The organism is Peribacillus sp. P4_D6 (assembly GCF_056401795.1).
Genome location: NZ_JBFUIQ010000010.1, coordinates 65,259 through 79,934, shown reverse-complemented (window position 1 = coordinate 79,934; position 14,676 = coordinate 65,259). Strand labels below are relative to the sequence as shown.

The window sequence follows — 14,676 nt, the reverse complement described above, 5'->3', positions numbered from 1 at the left end:
AAGGGTATGAGACGGAAAATATCTTGGCACCTGTGGAATACGAAACGATTCCTCTATTTTTAAAGCTAAGGGATTTAACGTTATATAACTTTTTTCATAAAAAGTATGATTTGAAGAATGCGGATCGTTCATTATCCAATACCGTTCAAAAAATTGAACAAAGAATCATGGAAGGCCGGACTATTGTTCACTTCGATCCGAACATGGTTCATTAAGGGGGATTGGAATGCCAGGAATGAAAAATAATCGGCTTGCATATATGATCCGGACTGGTGTATTGGAAGATGCGGAAGCGGTTTTGGATGTACAGAATTCCGTTATCTCCGAAGGCGAGTATTTTATTGCCGTATCGGAGGAGTTCAATAAAACACCTGAACAGCAACGAGATTGGATACGAAGGTTATTGGAAAATGAACGGGAAACCATCATCGTGGCTGAAATGAATGATGAAGTGGTTGGATGGATAGCCTTTCAATCGGAAAATAGGAAGAGAATGTTCCACAAGGGCTCATTTGGGGTGATGATCAGAAAAAATTTCAGAGGGATGGGAATCGGAAAAGAGCTTATTGAGGCGTTATTGGATTGGGCAGAAGCCAATCCGTTGATTGAAAAGGTGGGTTTGGGGGTTTTTTCAACGAATCATCGGGCAATATCATTGTATAAACGGCTGGGGTTTGTTGAAGAAGGCCGTAAAATCAAAGAATTCAAGATGAGCGAAAGTGAATACGTTGATGACATTATCATGTACAAATTGGTTTAAACAGACCGAAAGAGCATGAATGGATTTCATACATGCTCTTTGCGGTTTGGGTATGTATCTATTTTTATAGTAAAACGATATTTAGGTCATCCATTATCTAATGACTCTTACCTTCACTTGCTTTCTTCCCCACGTTAGGGCATCTGATTCTTTTGCGATGAATACATCGATTCTGTTTCCTTTGATTGCACCGCCCGTGTCTGCAGCAATGGCTTGTCCGTAGCCTTCGACTTCTACGATGGAGCCTAGCGGAATCACGTTCGGATCGACTGCTATCAGTTTGGCATCATCATATTTTTCTAAATCGACACCCATTCTTGTATTGCCTGAACATCCTTCGCAGCTTGCTGTATAAGCTGTACTTGTGACCGTCAGTTCTTTAACGGCTGAGCTTGCTGAACTGGCTCTTTGTTCTAATTTACTGAAGGTCCGTGCACCGGCTATACCGTCAGCGGATAATCCCTTTTGCCTTTGAAAGTTCATGACTKCTTGTTTTGTACCTGATCCATAAATGCCATCGACCGTTGATGAGTAAACATCCCAGGCTTTCAATAGCCTTTGCAGTTCAGCTACAGGTCTTCCCATATCCCCGCTTTTCAGTACCTGTATTTTCTGATTCGTTTGTGTTCCTGATATTCCATCGACTTTCAGCCCTGATTTTTCCTGAAACTTCTTTACGGATTCCTTTGTAATCGGGCCGTAGTAACCTGTTGCTTCATGATAGGGAAAAACCCCTTTTGTCAGTAATAATTCTTGTAATTCTTTAACATCACTATTACTCATTCCAAATGAAAGTGTGCGATCCAAAGCAGCGGCTTCGCCTTTAGTTGGCATGCAAACTCCTAGAATGAATACAGAAGCCGTTAGGATCGTTAATAAAATTTTCTTCATGTTTATCCTCCTCGTTGTTTCCTGCAATTAAACCATTCGTTAAACTATMACTCTTTTAGGCGCAGTTAAGGAAAAACACCGCGAAGGCACTAAGTAATTGTTAAAACATGTAACATAAAGAAAAGAAATGAGGCGGACATCGGGTTACCATATCCTTATCAATTGTCGAATTATGGGAAAAAATCAAGTTTCATATGAAACTAACGGAATCGTTTGGTTGAACAGGGGCATTCATTCATGTACGTTTAAGTTAATATAAATTTTATTGTAAGGTTAAAGGAGGAAATCATTTGATTAAGGCAGTTATTTTCGACTTTGATGGCTTAATTTTAGACACGGAAACGGTTTGGTATGAGGCCTATAGAGAAACGATGGCTTTTTATGAATCTGATTTGCCTCTCGAACATTTTGTTACATGTATCGGAACCGATAATACTGAACTAAATCAGTACTTCAAAGATCAGCTGGGGGAAAGGTGTAATATTGAAGAAATTGAATCCAGAGCAAAAAGCCTCCATGAAGTAAAGATGAAAACAGCACAGGCACGTGAAGGTGTGAAGGATTATCTAGAAGAAGCAAAAAGAAATGGATATAAAATCGCCCTTGCTTCAAGCTCGACAAAAGAGTGGGTCACTCATCATTTGGGGGAACTCGGACTGTTACACTATTTTGAAGTTATGATTACAGGGGATGATGTTGATAAAGTTAAACCAGCGCCCGATTTGTATGTAAAGGCAATTGAAGTCCTAGGCATTCAGCCTGCAGAAGCCGTAGCATTTGAAGATTCGTTAAATGGGCTTCAAGCGGCCCTGACTGCTGGGTTGAAGTGTGTAATCGTACCAAATCCCGTGACGGACGCTTTAGCTTTTGAAAATCATCATTTACGCCTCCGATCCATGGCGGATAAGAGCTTGTCTGATGTTATCAAGCATATTGAGCAATAACAGTTCAACGGCAATTATAGTAAGATGAAAGAATGAAACCGCGCCGAAGATGGCAGAGTCTTCGGTTTTTCCAGTTTTAATGATTGTTATATATTGGTGTGGGGGATGAGTTTATGGGATTGCAAACAAATGACGAAGGAGTCCGCTTGCGGGAGGTCAAGGAGAGTGATCTTCCTATCTTTTTCGAGCAGCAATTGGATCCTGCCGCAAACTATATGGCTGCTTTCACATCTAAGGATCCATCAGACAAGACGGCTTTTTTGACACACTGGAAGAACATCTTATCGAACCGGGATATTCAAAAAATGACCATACTCTGCAATGGGGGTGTGGCAGGCAGCATTCTCAAGTTTGAACAGTTTGGTAACCCGGAAGTGAGTTATTGGATCGGGAAGCAATTTTGGGGTAAAGGGATCGCTACATGTGCACTGCTCCATTTTTTGCCGAAAATAAAAGTCCGCCCTGTTTATGCCCGCGCAGCCAAGGATAACCTTGCATCCATCCGGGTGCTGGAAAAATGCGGATTTGAAAGATTCGATGAAGACAAAGGATATTCCCATGCAAGAGACAAAGAGGTTGAAGAATTCATTTTGAAACTTGAAAATTAAGATAATAATAACAATATCGTTTAGCCTATGAGGAAACGGGTGACATTCAATGGGATATAAGATTTTTTCCATCATTTTTATTTTATGCGGTCTTTTTATAATGTGGTTCGCCCTATTTGGCAAAAAGAAAGAAATCAAAGAGTTCGGCTCCGGAGTACCCACAAATTTCATCGATGTAATTTTAATGATGATATATAAGCTCTTACCTTCCATTATTAGAAAAATCCTTCTATTTGCATTGGGTCTGGCCATTTCTATCGGATTTATCTATATATTGTATAAATTATAGTGAATTTTCCTTATCAGATAAAATAATCCTGAAACTTTCTCCTTACGTAATCGTATAAAATGGTAACGATATATAGGAGTTGTTGCTATTTCGAAGAAAAAAAGTGAAGGCAGTGTTTTGGGATAATGGGGGCGGGAAGTTGACGCCGGCGGAGGAATTGGTTCAATATACCCAATTAGAAGAATATCAGTATAGTAATAGTATGCATAATATGGTAATGTTGAATTTGTGTGATTTTGGAAATTTATAAAAAAGGAAGGTATTATATGTCTGAATCGGTTCTTAAGGTTCAATCCTTAACTAAAAAAATTGGAAAAGCAACCATCGTAGACAATGTTAGCTTTGAAATAAAAAGCAATGAAATATTTGGTTTACTTGGTCCGAATGGTGCTGGGAAGACCACGATCATCCGTATGATCACAGGTCTCATCAATCGTACGGGCGGTACGGTCATGATCAATGGCAGTGACCTCGATCATGATTTCGAAGGTGCGATGCATGAATTGGGGGCCATTGTTGAAAATCCGGAGTTCTATAAATATATGACAGGCAGAAAGAATATCCTGCATTATGCCCGGATGTCATCCAATGACATATCCAATGAGAGAATAGAAGAGGTCATTAAGCTTGTCAAGCTGGATCATGCCATCGATAAGAAGGTTAAAACCTATTCATTGGGAATGCGCCAGCGCCTTGGCGTGGCACAGGCCATTTTACATAAACCGTCGTTATTGATTTTTGATGAACCGACGAACGGCTTGGATCCGCAAGGGATTCGCGAGTTTCGTGATTATTTGAAAGTACTGGCAAGTGAAGGCGTCGGGATATTGATTTCATCACACTTACTATCGGAAATGCAATTGATGTGTGATAGTTTTGCCGTTATCGAAAAGGGAAAACTGATCCATACGAAAGAACATATTGTTGATGAAAAAACCGAAACGATCAATGAAGTTTCATTCACCGTCAGTGATGGGAAGCTAGCTAAAAAAATCCTTCAAGAACAGTTTGCGGATATTACGATCCTAAAAAATGGTGCGAAGAAAATCTCCGTATCAGCCACCAGAGAACAAACAGCCCATATAAACAGGAGTTTTAATGCAAATGATCTGGATGTCTTTGAAATTGGCATAACCAGAAAATCGCTGGAAGATAAATTCTTCGAAATCACTGAGCAGGAAATGAGGGAGTCTGTATGATGTCCTTAGTAAAAAATGAATGGATGAAAATCTTTTCAAAAGTATCAACTTATATATTCATCGCTTTTCTATTATTGGCAGCATTAGGGGCTGCGGTCATCGATTATAAACTAAGTCCTGACGAAACGAATAAAGATTGGAAGCAAGAGTTAAACGCCGATATCCAAGAACAGGAAAAGGCTTTGGAAGCTAAGGAAATCAGTGAAGAAGAAAAAACCGCCATCATGGAAGAAATTAATTACAACAAGCAACTGTTGGCTGATAATATAAACCCTGACTTAAACACGAATTGGACCTATATGGCTGAATGGACTACATCATTAACATCATTTGTCACTTTATTCGTCGTTATTGTTTGCAGCTCGCTCGTTTCCTCGGAATTTTCCGATGGAACCATTAAACAACTGTTAATCAGGCCTTATAAACGTTGGAAGATCCTGCTTTCCAAATATATTACTTCCTTGTTATTTGCAGCGTTACTACTTGCGAGCCTGCTTATATTCAGTTATCTAATCGGAATCATATTCTTTGGCAATGGTTCGTATTCAGACAAAATCATGGATCCTGCATCTTTCGAATTCAGTCCGGTGGTAGTCGGCGAATATTTCGTGGACATGATCGTTTACTGGATACCAGGATTCCTAGTCATCACGACCATCGCTTTCATGTTAAGCACATTATTTAAAAACCAAGCACTAGCAGTAGGTATATCCATTTTCATCCTATTTGCCTCTTCGACATTAAATATGGTCATTCAATCATTCATCGGAAAATACGAGTGGTTAAAATTCGTCTTATTCCCCCATCTCGATTTAAGGGGCTATATTTCCGGAACCATAGACATGTTCGATGGAGCTACACTTGGATTCTCGATGGGTGTACTCGGAATCTATTATCTTATCTTTTTAGCGCTAACTTTCTTCTTCTTCCAGAAAAAAGATATCACTAATTAAATAGAGCGAAAAACCGAAATCAGTGGATGATTTCGGTTTTTCTTATACAACAGGAATGTTGCTGCTTAGAATCTGGCATAAAGTGAAACCTTTATCCAAAATTATCCGTATAAGATAATATGAGGATATTCAGTTGGGCTTAGGGGTGAAAAATGAATAAAAACAAGGTTCTATTAATTGGACTTATAGGATTTTCTTTATTTCTAATGGGCATGATGATATCACAATGGAAAGTTGCTGGCGTAGTGATCGGGATAGGCGGGGGGTTCGTAATGGGGATCAGTTCCTACCTGTTTGCTAGTCAGTAGCTCCATGTACATATGAACAATACACTAGTTAATTGCGGACTTCGCGGAAATAATCTGATAGAGATGGAGCAGATTTAAAGATGGGGAAAATGCATTATAAACGAAAGTTAGTCATTGTTTTTACAATTATTGGAATAGCGTTGGGGTTCTATGTGTACTCGGCATTCTCTCAAAAATTGACAAAATCAACAGATTTGTCTGATGAATCTATCGGGGGATTTAAAGTGTTTGATAACATATCGAGTCCAGAATTCATCAGGGAATATGGAGAACCCATCGATCAAGATAATAATAAGGCTTATGATTATTATTATTGGAAGGGCGGGTTGAAAACGGCCTCTATCAATACAGACGAGGATAAAGGGAAAATCATGCGGTTGATCATTTCAAGTACGGACGACGCCCAATTTGAAAACTCCCTTCAAACAAGCAAAGGCATTAAATTAGGAAGTAAGAAAGCGGACGTACTTTCTAAGTACGGAGATCATTATTATAAAAGTTATGAACAAGGAGCCGATATTATCGGATACATTGACCATAAACGAAATATTACCTTGGAATTCTGGTGTGTACCAGGTGGAAGGGTCGCAGAAATACGATTGGATGATGCAGATGTCATTTAATGATTTTTCACCAGCGTCCCCGATTATCGATTTTAGCTGTTTAAGTGAATAAGAAAGCGATGCGATAAAATAATGTTCATAAAAAATTTCATCTATCATTACATCATTTATCCAATCATATTTGTTGGGGTATATGCATTATTTGCTATTTTTAAGCTTGATGATACCCCGTTCCTATAAGTGATGCTATGCATATGATTTTAATCTATTATTTTGCAATTAGTGTGTATAATGCGTTGCCTACTATAAAATCTAATAAAAAAGGCAGCCAATAAAACAGTACTCAATGGAATTTACATATTTTTGCATGAATTCCGAAACCATTTATCCAGGTTATTCGTATATGTAATTATGAACGGTGCCGGGAAGCTCCGGTATTTATAAGCATTTATCATTTTAATAAATTTGGGAGATGAAGGATCATGAGCGAAAAGGGTTGTATGAAATGCGGAAGCAATGATGCTGCTAAGAAGGATGTAGCCATGACAGGAACAGGCTTGTCAAAAATGTTCGATGTCCAGAATAATCAATTTACGGTTGTGTATTGCAAGCAGTGCGGTTATTCGGAGTTTTACAATAGGCAATCATCTGCAGGCAGTAATCTGCTGGATCTATTCTTGGGATGATCATCGGCATGACAAGAATCCCCTTTTTCATGAAAAGGGGATTCTTATTTTTTCATACTGCCCATTACCCGATGAAGTGATTTTGAACGACTTTTGTAAATTCCTTGGCGACGGGTGAAAGGTGTTTAGCTGATTTCATGACCAATCCGATCTCCCGGGAAAGTTCCGGGTTCAAGGGCAGGCTTTTGATGCGTTCGGGTTTTTCCGGTAAAGCCAGGTCTGGCATAATCGTGATGCCTAATTTTCCTGCTACCATTGAGAGCACGGTTTGATTGTCTTTAATGTCGTATGAAATGTTTGGTTTTATCTTGGCTTCCAGGAATCTATCTTCTATGAGTGTTTCACAGCCAGATCTCAGCATGATGAATGGTTGATCAACGAAGTCTTCCAGGTTCAATGAGGTTTTCCCTGAAAGCGGATGGTCTTCGTACACGACAGCTGAAAGAGGATCTGTTAGCAGAGGGATGAATTCCACGTTCTTTACTGGTTTTGCCGCAAAGCCGATGTCTACTGTTCCTTCTTCGATCCATGTTAAGATTTCCTCATATCCACCTTCATGAATCAGCAAATCGATATTAGGGTATTTTTCTTTAAAGATGGAGAATAGCTTTGGTATGAATCTGGCAGTGAAGCTTGGAAAACTGCCAATCGTTATTTTACCGATTTCCATTCCATTCACAGCTGCAATCTTTTGTTCGATATGTGCAAGGTTGGCAGCAATGGCCCGCATATGTGGAATGACTTGTTCTCCCGCAGTCGTGAGTGTTATTCCTTTTCGGTCACGCTTCAATAAAGTCACACCAAGTTCCGTTTCAAGTGCTGTAATGTTATGGCTCACGCCTGATTGAGTCAGTCCGATTCGGTCTCCCGCTTTCGTAAAACTTCCGTGTTCAACAACATGTAAAAAGACTTCCAATTGAAAAAAATTCAAATGCCCCACACCCTTCTTTTATGAATTATACATGAGAAACTCTAATCCAAGTAATGAAAAACATTCATTTTACTTATGATGTGGTCGAGAATACAATAAAATTACAAATTAAAATACGAATGGGTGATGGGAAAATGATGAAACGGAAATACGGGCAAATTTTTTCACCGTACACGCTTTCTAATGGTACGGTTCTTAAAAACAGGATTGTAGTTGCGCCGATGACCACTTATTCAGGTCAAGAGGATGGCTTGGTTTCTGACGAGGAATTAGCCTACTATAAAAGAAGGGCGGATGGACCTGCCATGTTCATTACTGCTGCTGCCGCCATTTCCCCTGTTGCGACAAGCTTTCCTCGGCAAATGAAAGTATATGATGAACAAAGCATCGCTGGACTCACTGAGCTTTCAAAAACCATCAAATCCAAAGGTGCAAAAGCCATTCTCCAGCTTCATCATGGCGGAAGCGAGAGCCTTCCAAGCTGTACAGGCGGAGAAAAAATGGTTAGTCCGAGCGGAATCATTGCAAGCGTTTATAAAGGAATGGGCGAAGAGTACATTCCAAGGTCAATGAGCCACACTGAGATTCTATCCACTATTCAAGACTTTGGAAGAGCCACCCGCCATGCCATTCGTTCAGGATTCGATGGTGTGGAAATCCATGGAGCGAATGGCTATCTCCTGCAGCAGTTTTTCTCACCCCACTCTAACAGACGGAGAGATCATTGGGGAGGGAGTTTGAAGAATAGAATGCATTTTCCACTTGACGTCATCGCGGAGGTGAAGCGGATCCGTGATCTATATGCAGACAAGGAATTCGTTATTGGGTATCGCTTCTCCCCCGAAGAACCGGAAGAAGGCGGATTGAAAATGGATGATACAGCTGCATGGGTAGATGAATTGGCAACTCAGGGGCTTTCCTATTTACATCTTTCTGTTAAAAATGTCTGGTCGATGCCTAGAAGCGGATTGAACAGGGGATTGACAAGGACCGAAATTCTCCGCGATGTCATCGCTGGCAGGACCAGTTTCATAACACTTGGATCGATTCATACTCCAGAGGAAGCAAATGCTGTGCTTGAGAAAAATATACCGCTTTTCGCTTTAGGAAGGGAATTGCTGATGGAACCGGACTGGGCCGCCAAAATAAAGGAAGGCAGGGAAGACGAGATCATGACGACCTTACCGCGCGATAGCAGGTGTACATTAAGTATTCCGGATCAAATGTGGGCGAATATCATTACTCGTGACGGAATGCCCGAGAAATGATAGTATGAATGTAAAAAATGGAAATTTCATGAGGGGAAATTAAATGAATAAAATAGCACTTCTTCAACTGTCTCTAGCCATGACAATCTTCGGTTCTGTCGGTTTCTTTTCGGAACTATCAGGACTTCCTGCATTGGAACTGGTTTTTGTTCGCTGCATTTGTGCTGCCGTTTTCTTATGTGCAGCCTGGATGATTACCGGACATTTCAAGAACGAAATATGGAATGGCAGGGAGGTAATGCTCATCATTTTCTGCGCGGTGGCCAACTTGTTAAACTGGATATTCCTCTTTAAATCTTTTGAGCTGATATCGGTGACAATCGCCATTTCGCTTTATCATTTAGCGCCGATCCTTGTACTCATTATAGGGAGCCTCATTTTTAGGGAGAAAATGAATGTATTCTCCATCTTGGCCATTTCCCTTTGCTTCATTGGCACATTACTCATTATGGGGACAGATGGATTTCGATCATCATCTCCTGAATGGGAGGGCATCATGTATGGGATCATTGCTGCCTTTTTCTATGCGGCAACCATGCTTTTAGGAAAGAGCATTACAAAGACCAGTGTATATGCGACCACATTTCTGCAAATGTTCATTGGATTTCTATTACTGATTCCTTTTGTCGATTATTCCGTATATACAACGTTAAAATCTTCCGAATGGTTTTATACGGTGCTTACCGGCATCATCCATACAGGTATCGTGTATTTGCTGTTTTTTAATAGTATTCGCCATTTGCCTACAAATGTAGTATCTTTCATGATTTTTGTCGATCCGGCAGTTGCCATCCTTTTGGATATTCTGCTTTCAGGATTTAAACCGGACGGGATTCAAATTCTGGGTATTTCCTTGATATTTATTGGGGTGGTCTATTCACTTAAAACGACTAGACCGACTGAAAATGATGTCATGCAAAAAAGGCCGCACACAATGTGAGGCCTTTTTCCTTTATGCATGTACCTATTAATTAAATTGATAGACATCCCAAATGTCAGGGGTTTCTGATCCAATGTACCAAGCAGCTGCACCGCCTAGATGATTTTGTTTAACCAGGTCCATACGGAGCTTCATCGATTTTTTATCTTCTATCCAAATTTGATGCTTTTTCCCTTTGGAAGTATACACCACGTAATTTTGTTGCGTATTTTTATCCCATACCTTTTTAAGTTTTTGAGTTGAAATGATTTTGTTGACCTCAGCCATGGTACGGTCATGACTTTTCACTTTTTTGGTCGACAAATCGGTCACCCATTCTCTCGTATAAAATGGTACAGCCAATATGATCTTATGAGCAGGAACTTCTTTCATTAAAAGCTTGGTTCCTTCTTTGATCCAAGGTAACGAGGAAACGGACCCGGCTACCGGGCTCCCTCCCCAATGCTCGTCATAACCCATTATGATTATATAGTCCGCTACTTTGCCAAGTGCTTTCCTATCTAGGCTTTTTGACCAAAAAGGGTCGTCATTTTCCCGGGTGACATCCACAGACACTATAATTCCATGCGGTTTTAGTGCCTTTTTTAGTTCGCCTATAAAAAGTACAAAGTCCTTCTTATTTTTTGGGTCGATGTTTTCAAAATCTACATTTATTCCATCACTTTTCGTTTTAACAAGTGAATCGCGTAAAGCTGAAACTAATTTCTGGCGTTTTTTTGTATTGCCTAGTACAGAACTAGTTAATACAGGGTCAAATTTATTCCCGATAAGCTGCCAAACTTGTTTTCCTTGTTTATGGGCAGCTTGGATGTATTTTGTATCTACAGAAACGGAAACATAATTACCTTTATCCGTCAGCGTATAAGAACGGGGAGATACTACATTCAAATTGGGGTGTTTAAGTTGCTGGGTATAGCTTTCTTTCGATCCGTTATGCTTCCAGCCCATGACGATACGATTTTGCGCCTTTTTTTGAAGCTGGGATTTCTTTATCCAGCCCTTTTTTCCGCCAAGCAATTGAACCTGGTAGTAATAATCCGGAACCTTCAATTTTTGGCCCACTTTAAGGGTAACCGTGCGTAAGTTATTTAATTTCGTCAAATCATTTGTTGTTACCTTGTATTTAGTAGAAATCTTCCACAATGTATCGCCTGATACAACCTTATGAATCTTATATTTCTGGGGAATCTTCAGGCTTTGGCCAACAGTTATTTCGGAAGAAGTTAATTTATTTATTTTTTGCAGCTCACTTACTGAAACACCATATTGATTTGCTATTTTCCATAGTGTGTTTCCAGACTTCACTTTATGAATGATGGGCCCCGCGGAATCCCCAACGGAAGAAGAAATGATGGGAAACTCTTCGCCCTTCTTTAAGGTTTTTAATAGAGTGGAACCTAATTTAGGAGAACTAAAAACCTTTGTATTGTCCACTTTAACAAAACCTATGGATTGGGTTTTACTTGATGAATGACCACTAGTTGGAAAGAGACACATACAAAGAAGGCTTAACATAATAAAACATCCAAAGAATTTTTTCACAATGATTTTATTCCCCTTTGTAAAATTTAACTTTACTAGTTTACTATGGAGAATAGCCATATAAATAGAGGTACATTGTGGAAAGGCATTTCTAACCATCATGTGGGACGAATTATTCCGTAAGAAGGACAAGTGATTTGTAAGTAGAAGGGGAGGGTTTATATGTCAAATTTTGCATTACAGTTTTATGATTACAACATATGGGCAAATAATCAGATTTTCAACCGTTTAAAAGAGCTTCCAAAGGATGTTTACCATCAAGAAGTTCAAAGTGTGTTTTCATCGATATCGAGTGTGATGGCCCATGTATATCTTTCCGATCTGGGATGGGCGGAGGTTTTTTCCGGTAAAAGCATGAAACATGCATTGGAGCTGGCTGAACAACGGAAGGAACAAATGGAGTCAAAGGAATTAGAGGAAATGGAGGCCATGTTTATTGAGTTGTCCGAGCGGTACAAATCGCTGCTTGGCCAAAAAGAAAATATACATAAACCTCTTATAATTGAGAATCCAGCTGGCGGACAAATGAAAACAAGTGCAGCCGAACTGGTACCGCATGTCGTGAATCATGGAACCTATCATCGCGGCAATATCACGGCCATGTTGCGCCAAATGGGTTATGCCTCAACTTCGACGGATTATGGGCTGTATTTATTTTTAAAAGGAGAGTAACGGTCCTTCATTTGCTTACTGATGGGACTGTAAGCATTGACAGTCCTGTTCTTAAAGTAAGGCCGCCTGTTATTTTGAAGATAACGAAATCCTATATATGTGAACAGGTTAACCGGTTCTTCCTGGTTGGCCTTTTTTACGTTTGTCACTGGAAATGACTTGTACATGACATTTGTCATCTTCTAGTCATGACACCTGGTACTAATAAAATCAGGTTGGATTCTTTATACTATGGATAACGACAAATAAAAGGAAGTGCAATTGAAATATGACCTTGCAAAATACGAAATCCTTGAAAAAACAAATTGCTCCTTTTGAACAATCAACGACAAAGCAAAGTATATGGCAGATCATCAATACCTTGGGGCCGTTCATCATTTTATGGTACCTAGCATATATAAGTCTTTCCGTTTCTTATTGGTTAGCTTTAATCCCAGCTGTGTTTGCTGCAGGATTCTTGACGAGAATATTCATCATTTTTCATGATTGTACGCATCATTCATTTTTCAAAGACCGCCGTGCGAATAGAATCGTCGGTACGATCATGGGTGTTTTGACTTTATTCCCGTTTGATCAATGGGGACATGAGCATTCAGTGCATCACGCAACAAGCGGTAATTTGGATAAGAGGGGTACAGGTGATATTTGGACCCTTACGGTAGATGAGTATTTGGCTGCACCGTTTAAACTTCGTTTTGCTTATCGTTTTTATCGTAATCCATTGGTCATGTTTGGTTTGGGGCCGATTTATGTTTTCCTTCTTAAAAATAGATTTAACCGTAAAGGTGCTAGAAAGAAGGAAAAAAATAATACGTATTTGACGAATGTATTAATCGTCGTTTTTGCGGCATTGCTTTGCCTGGCAGTAGGCTGGCAGTCGTTCCTTCTGGTACAAGGTTCGATTTTCATGATTTCCGGTTCAATCGGCATTTGGCTGTTTTACGTCCAGCACACATTCGAGGACTCTTATTTTGAAGAAAATGAAGAGTGGGAATATGTATTGGCAGCAGTGGAGGGAAGTTCTTTTTATAAGCTTCCAAAACTGATGCAGTTCCTTACTGGCAATATCGGTTACCATCATGTTCACCATTTAAGTCCAAGGGTGCCTAACTATAAATTGGAAATGGCGCATAATAATACGCAGCCTTTAGAGAACGTTCCGACGATCACTCTTGCGACAAGCTTGCGCTCACTCCGTTTCCGTTTATGGGATGAGGAATCCAAGAATTTCGTCGGTTTCAAGGACATAAAATATTTAACGAAAAAAAGTGTTCCCACTCAAGTGAAATCTGAACTGTAACGTTCATGTATCATTCCAGACTCCCTTAATAATCCTCGGATTTGGGGAGTCTTTGTTTCATATAAGGAACTCGATAAAGGAGAGAACTTAAAAATGATTCGAATTGTCATTGCAGAAAATCAGCAAATGCTATTAGAGGCAATAAGTTCTCTACTCAATCTTGAAGAAGATATAGAAATTGTCGGGCAAGCCAGTAACGGAGAAGAAGCGATGGCTCTTGTACACCAATTACGGCCTGATGTGTGTATCATGGATATGGAGATGCCTGTAATGAGCGGACTTGAGGCAGCGGAAGCATTAAGGTCATTTGAATGCAAAGTGGTCATTTTAACGACATTTCGAAGGACTGGTTATTTTCAACTCGCATTAAAGGCTGATGTAAGTGGTTATTTATTGAAGGATAACCCGGGTGAAGAGTTAGCCTGCTCGATTCGCAGCATAATGGATGGCAAGCGAATATACTCCCCAGAGCTTATTGATGGGCCTTCCAGCCATAATGGCCGGGAAATGGGAGTGTTAGGGTTGTTAGCCGATGGGCCATCCAATATTGAGCCGTCCAATCAAAGCGGCACAATTGGGACAGTACGGAAGTATTTTACGACGATCAAGGATAAAATGAAGTTACCGGCTGGTTAGGATTTGTTTCTTAAATTGTGTTGACACGTTTTTTTAAATTGTGTACGATGGATTAAATTATAATATTGAAAATTCTGTGATGAAGAGAGTAGTTCATTTTGAAATGGAAAGCGAGTTAGGGATGGTGGGAGCCTAATGCAGGTCGGATGAATGAAGCGCACTTTGGAGAAATTTCTTGAAACGTTC

General features: G+C 39.9%; 16 protein-coding genes, 1 pseudogene and 1 other annotated feature (1 of these 18 cut by a window edge). Of the genes and pseudogenes, 14 read left to right on the top strand and 3 right to left on the bottom strand.

From position 1 onward, the window contains the following. Positions 1-215: pseudogene (locus AC1DVB_RS06030) on the top strand (phosphotransferase enzyme family protein); the annotation flags it as partial. An 11-nt stretch (positions 216-226) separates the two neighbouring features. After that, the gene (locus AC1DVB_RS06025) at positions 227-760 is read left to right on the top strand and encodes a GNAT family N-acetyltransferase (RefSeq protein ID WP_095679078.1); all 534 of its coding nucleotides are present in this window, start codon (positions 227-229) and stop codon (positions 758-760) included. Between the two features lie 93 nt (positions 761-853). Here AC1DVB_RS06025 and AC1DVB_RS06020 read toward each other — a convergent pair whose 3' ends face one another. Then, positions 854-1,651 (bottom strand): peptidoglycan-binding protein, encoded by a 798-nt coding sequence (locus AC1DVB_RS06020; protein ID WP_477588531.1) that lies wholly within the window; start codon positions 1,649-1,651, stop codon positions 854-856. A 293-nt stretch (positions 1,652-1,944) separates the two neighbouring features. On the opposite strand from AC1DVB_RS06020, the gene AC1DVB_RS06015 reads away from it, so the two are divergent. The 7 genes from AC1DVB_RS06015 to AC1DVB_RS05985 all read left to right on the top strand — a co-directional run bounded on the left by AC1DVB_RS06015 (position 1,945) and on the right by AC1DVB_RS05985 (position 7,201). Beyond that, a complete protein-coding gene (locus AC1DVB_RS06015) occupies positions 1,945-2,595 on the top strand; it encodes an HAD family hydrolase (RefSeq protein ID WP_057276464.1) in 651 nt (216 codons plus the stop codon). 113 nt (positions 2,596-2,708) lie between these two features. After that, positions 2,709-3,203: a GNAT family N-acetyltransferase gene (locus tag AC1DVB_RS06010; protein ID WP_095679076.1), complete on the top strand. Its 495-nt coding sequence runs from the start codon at positions 2,709-2,711 to the stop codon at positions 3,201-3,203. 555 nt (positions 3,204-3,758) lie between these two features. Further along, positions 3,759-4,691, top strand: coding sequence for an ABC transporter ATP-binding protein (locus AC1DVB_RS06005; RefSeq protein WP_057276420.1), 933 nt, complete (start codon positions 3,759-3,761; stop codon positions 4,689-4,691). Further along, a complete protein-coding gene (locus AC1DVB_RS06000) occupies positions 4,691-5,644 on the top strand; it encodes an ABC transporter permease (RefSeq protein ID WP_454861766.1) in 954 nt (317 codons plus the stop codon). The genes AC1DVB_RS06005 and AC1DVB_RS06000 overlap by 1 nt, the downstream gene beginning before the upstream one ends. 152 nt (positions 5,645-5,796) lie before the next feature. Beyond that, positions 5,797-5,952, top strand: a complete 156-nt coding sequence (locus AC1DVB_RS05995; RefSeq protein ID WP_170946919.1) for a hypothetical protein — start codon at positions 5,797-5,799, stop codon at positions 5,950-5,952. Between the two features lie 80 nt (positions 5,953-6,032). Beyond that, on the top strand, positions 6,033-6,575 hold the full coding sequence (locus AC1DVB_RS05990) for a hypothetical protein (RefSeq protein ID WP_240520621.1): 543 nt from the start codon (positions 6,033-6,035) through the stop codon (positions 6,573-6,575). Positions 6,576-6,997: 422 nt separating this feature from the next. Then, positions 6,998-7,201 carry a zinc ribbon domain-containing protein gene (locus AC1DVB_RS05985; protein ID WP_034304303.1) on the top strand — a complete coding sequence of 68 codons (204 nt, stop codon included), beginning with the start codon at positions 6,998-7,000 and terminating at the stop codon, positions 7,199-7,201. 64 nt (positions 7,202-7,265) lie between these two features. On the opposite strand, the gene AC1DVB_RS05980 is transcribed toward AC1DVB_RS05985, so the two are convergent. Then, on the bottom strand, positions 7,266-8,132 hold the full coding sequence (locus AC1DVB_RS05980) for a LysR family transcriptional regulator (protein ID WP_106028572.1): 867 nt from the start codon (positions 8,130-8,132) through the stop codon (positions 7,266-7,268). A gap of 134 nt (positions 8,133-8,266) precedes the next feature. On the opposite strand from AC1DVB_RS05980, the gene AC1DVB_RS05975 reads away from it, so the two are divergent. Together AC1DVB_RS05975 and AC1DVB_RS05970 are read left to right on the top strand one after the other, a co-directional pair. Next, a complete protein-coding gene (locus AC1DVB_RS05975; protein ID WP_477588527.1) occupies positions 8,267-9,400 on the top strand; it encodes an NADH-dependent flavin oxidoreductase in 1,134 nt (377 codons plus the stop codon). 43 nt (positions 9,401-9,443) lie between these two features. Beyond that, positions 9,444-10,340 carry a DMT family transporter gene (locus AC1DVB_RS05970; protein ID WP_477588525.1) on the top strand — a complete coding sequence of 299 codons (897 nt, stop codon included), beginning with the start codon at positions 9,444-9,446 and terminating at the stop codon, positions 10,338-10,340. A 27-nt stretch (positions 10,341-10,367) separates the two neighbouring features. Here AC1DVB_RS05970 and AC1DVB_RS05965 read toward each other — a convergent pair whose 3' ends face one another. Next, entirely contained in the window at positions 10,368-11,774 is a 1,407-nt protein-coding gene (locus AC1DVB_RS05965) for a LysM peptidoglycan-binding domain-containing protein (RefSeq protein WP_477588523.1), read from the bottom strand. Positions 11,775-12,044: 270 nt separating this feature from the next. On the opposite strand from AC1DVB_RS05965, the gene AC1DVB_RS05960 reads away from it, so the two are divergent. The 3 genes from AC1DVB_RS05960 (at position 12,045) to AC1DVB_RS05950 (ending at position 14,490) form a co-directional block, all read left to right on the top strand. After that, the gene (locus AC1DVB_RS05960) at positions 12,045-12,554 is read left to right on the top strand and encodes a DinB family protein (protein WP_477588521.1); all 510 of its coding nucleotides are present in this window, start codon (positions 12,045-12,047) and stop codon (positions 12,552-12,554) included. Positions 12,555-12,822: 268 nt separating this feature from the next. Next, complete coding sequence (gene desA / locus AC1DVB_RS05955; protein ID WP_057276415.1) at positions 12,823-13,854, top strand: Delta(5) desaturase DesA; 1,032 nt, start codon at positions 12,823-12,825, stop codon at positions 13,852-13,854. 93 nt (positions 13,855-13,947) lie between these two features. Continuing rightward, positions 13,948-14,490: a response regulator gene (locus tag AC1DVB_RS05950; RefSeq protein WP_191929402.1), complete on the top strand. Its 543-nt coding sequence runs from the start codon at positions 13,948-13,950 to the stop codon at positions 14,488-14,490. A 67-nt stretch (positions 14,491-14,557) separates the two neighbouring features. Next, positions 14,558-14,676 (top strand) — a binding site (T-box leader) (it continues 100 nt past the right edge of the window).

Bases quoted from the DNA above. Each gene is read 5' to 3' on its own strand.
- AC1DVB_RS05950 (WP_191929402.1), top strand. From the start codon at position 13,948: ATGATTCGAATTGTCATTGCAGAAAATCAGCAAATGCTATTAGAGGCA.
- AC1DVB_RS05975 (WP_477588527.1), top strand. From the start codon at position 8,267: ATGATGAAACGGAAATACGGGCAAATTTTTTCACCGTACACGCTTTCT.
- AC1DVB_RS05960 (WP_477588521.1), top strand. From the start codon at position 12,045: ATGTCAAATTTTGCATTACAGTTTTATGATTACAACATATGGGCAAAT.
- AC1DVB_RS06005 (WP_057276420.1), top strand. From the start codon at position 3,759: ATGTCTGAATCGGTTCTTAAGGTTCAATCCTTAACTAAAAAAATTGGA.
- AC1DVB_RS06000 (WP_454861766.1), top strand. From the start codon at position 4,691: ATGTCCTTAGTAAAAAATGAATGGATGAAAATCTTTTCAAAAGTATCA.
- AC1DVB_RS05970 (WP_477588525.1), top strand. From the start codon at position 9,444: ATGAATAAAATAGCACTTCTTCAACTGTCTCTAGCCATGACAATCTTC.
- AC1DVB_RS05990 (WP_240520621.1), top strand. From the start codon at position 6,033: ATGGGGAAAATGCATTATAAACGAAAGTTAGTCATTGTTTTTACAATT.
- desA (WP_057276415.1), top strand. From the start codon at position 12,823: ATGACCTTGCAAAATACGAAATCCTTGAAAAAACAAATTGCTCCTTTT.
- AC1DVB_RS06010 (WP_095679076.1), top strand. From the start codon at position 2,709: ATGGGATTGCAAACAAATGACGAAGGAGTCCGCTTGCGGGAGGTCAAG.
- AC1DVB_RS05995 (WP_170946919.1), top strand. From the start codon at position 5,797: ATGAATAAAAACAAGGTTCTATTAATTGGACTTATAGGATTTTCTTTA.
- AC1DVB_RS06025 (WP_095679078.1), top strand. From the start codon at position 227: ATGCCAGGAATGAAAAATAATCGGCTTGCATATATGATCCGGACTGGT.
- AC1DVB_RS05985 (WP_034304303.1), top strand. From the start codon at position 6,998: ATGAGCGAAAAGGGTTGTATGAAATGCGGAAGCAATGATGCTGCTAAG.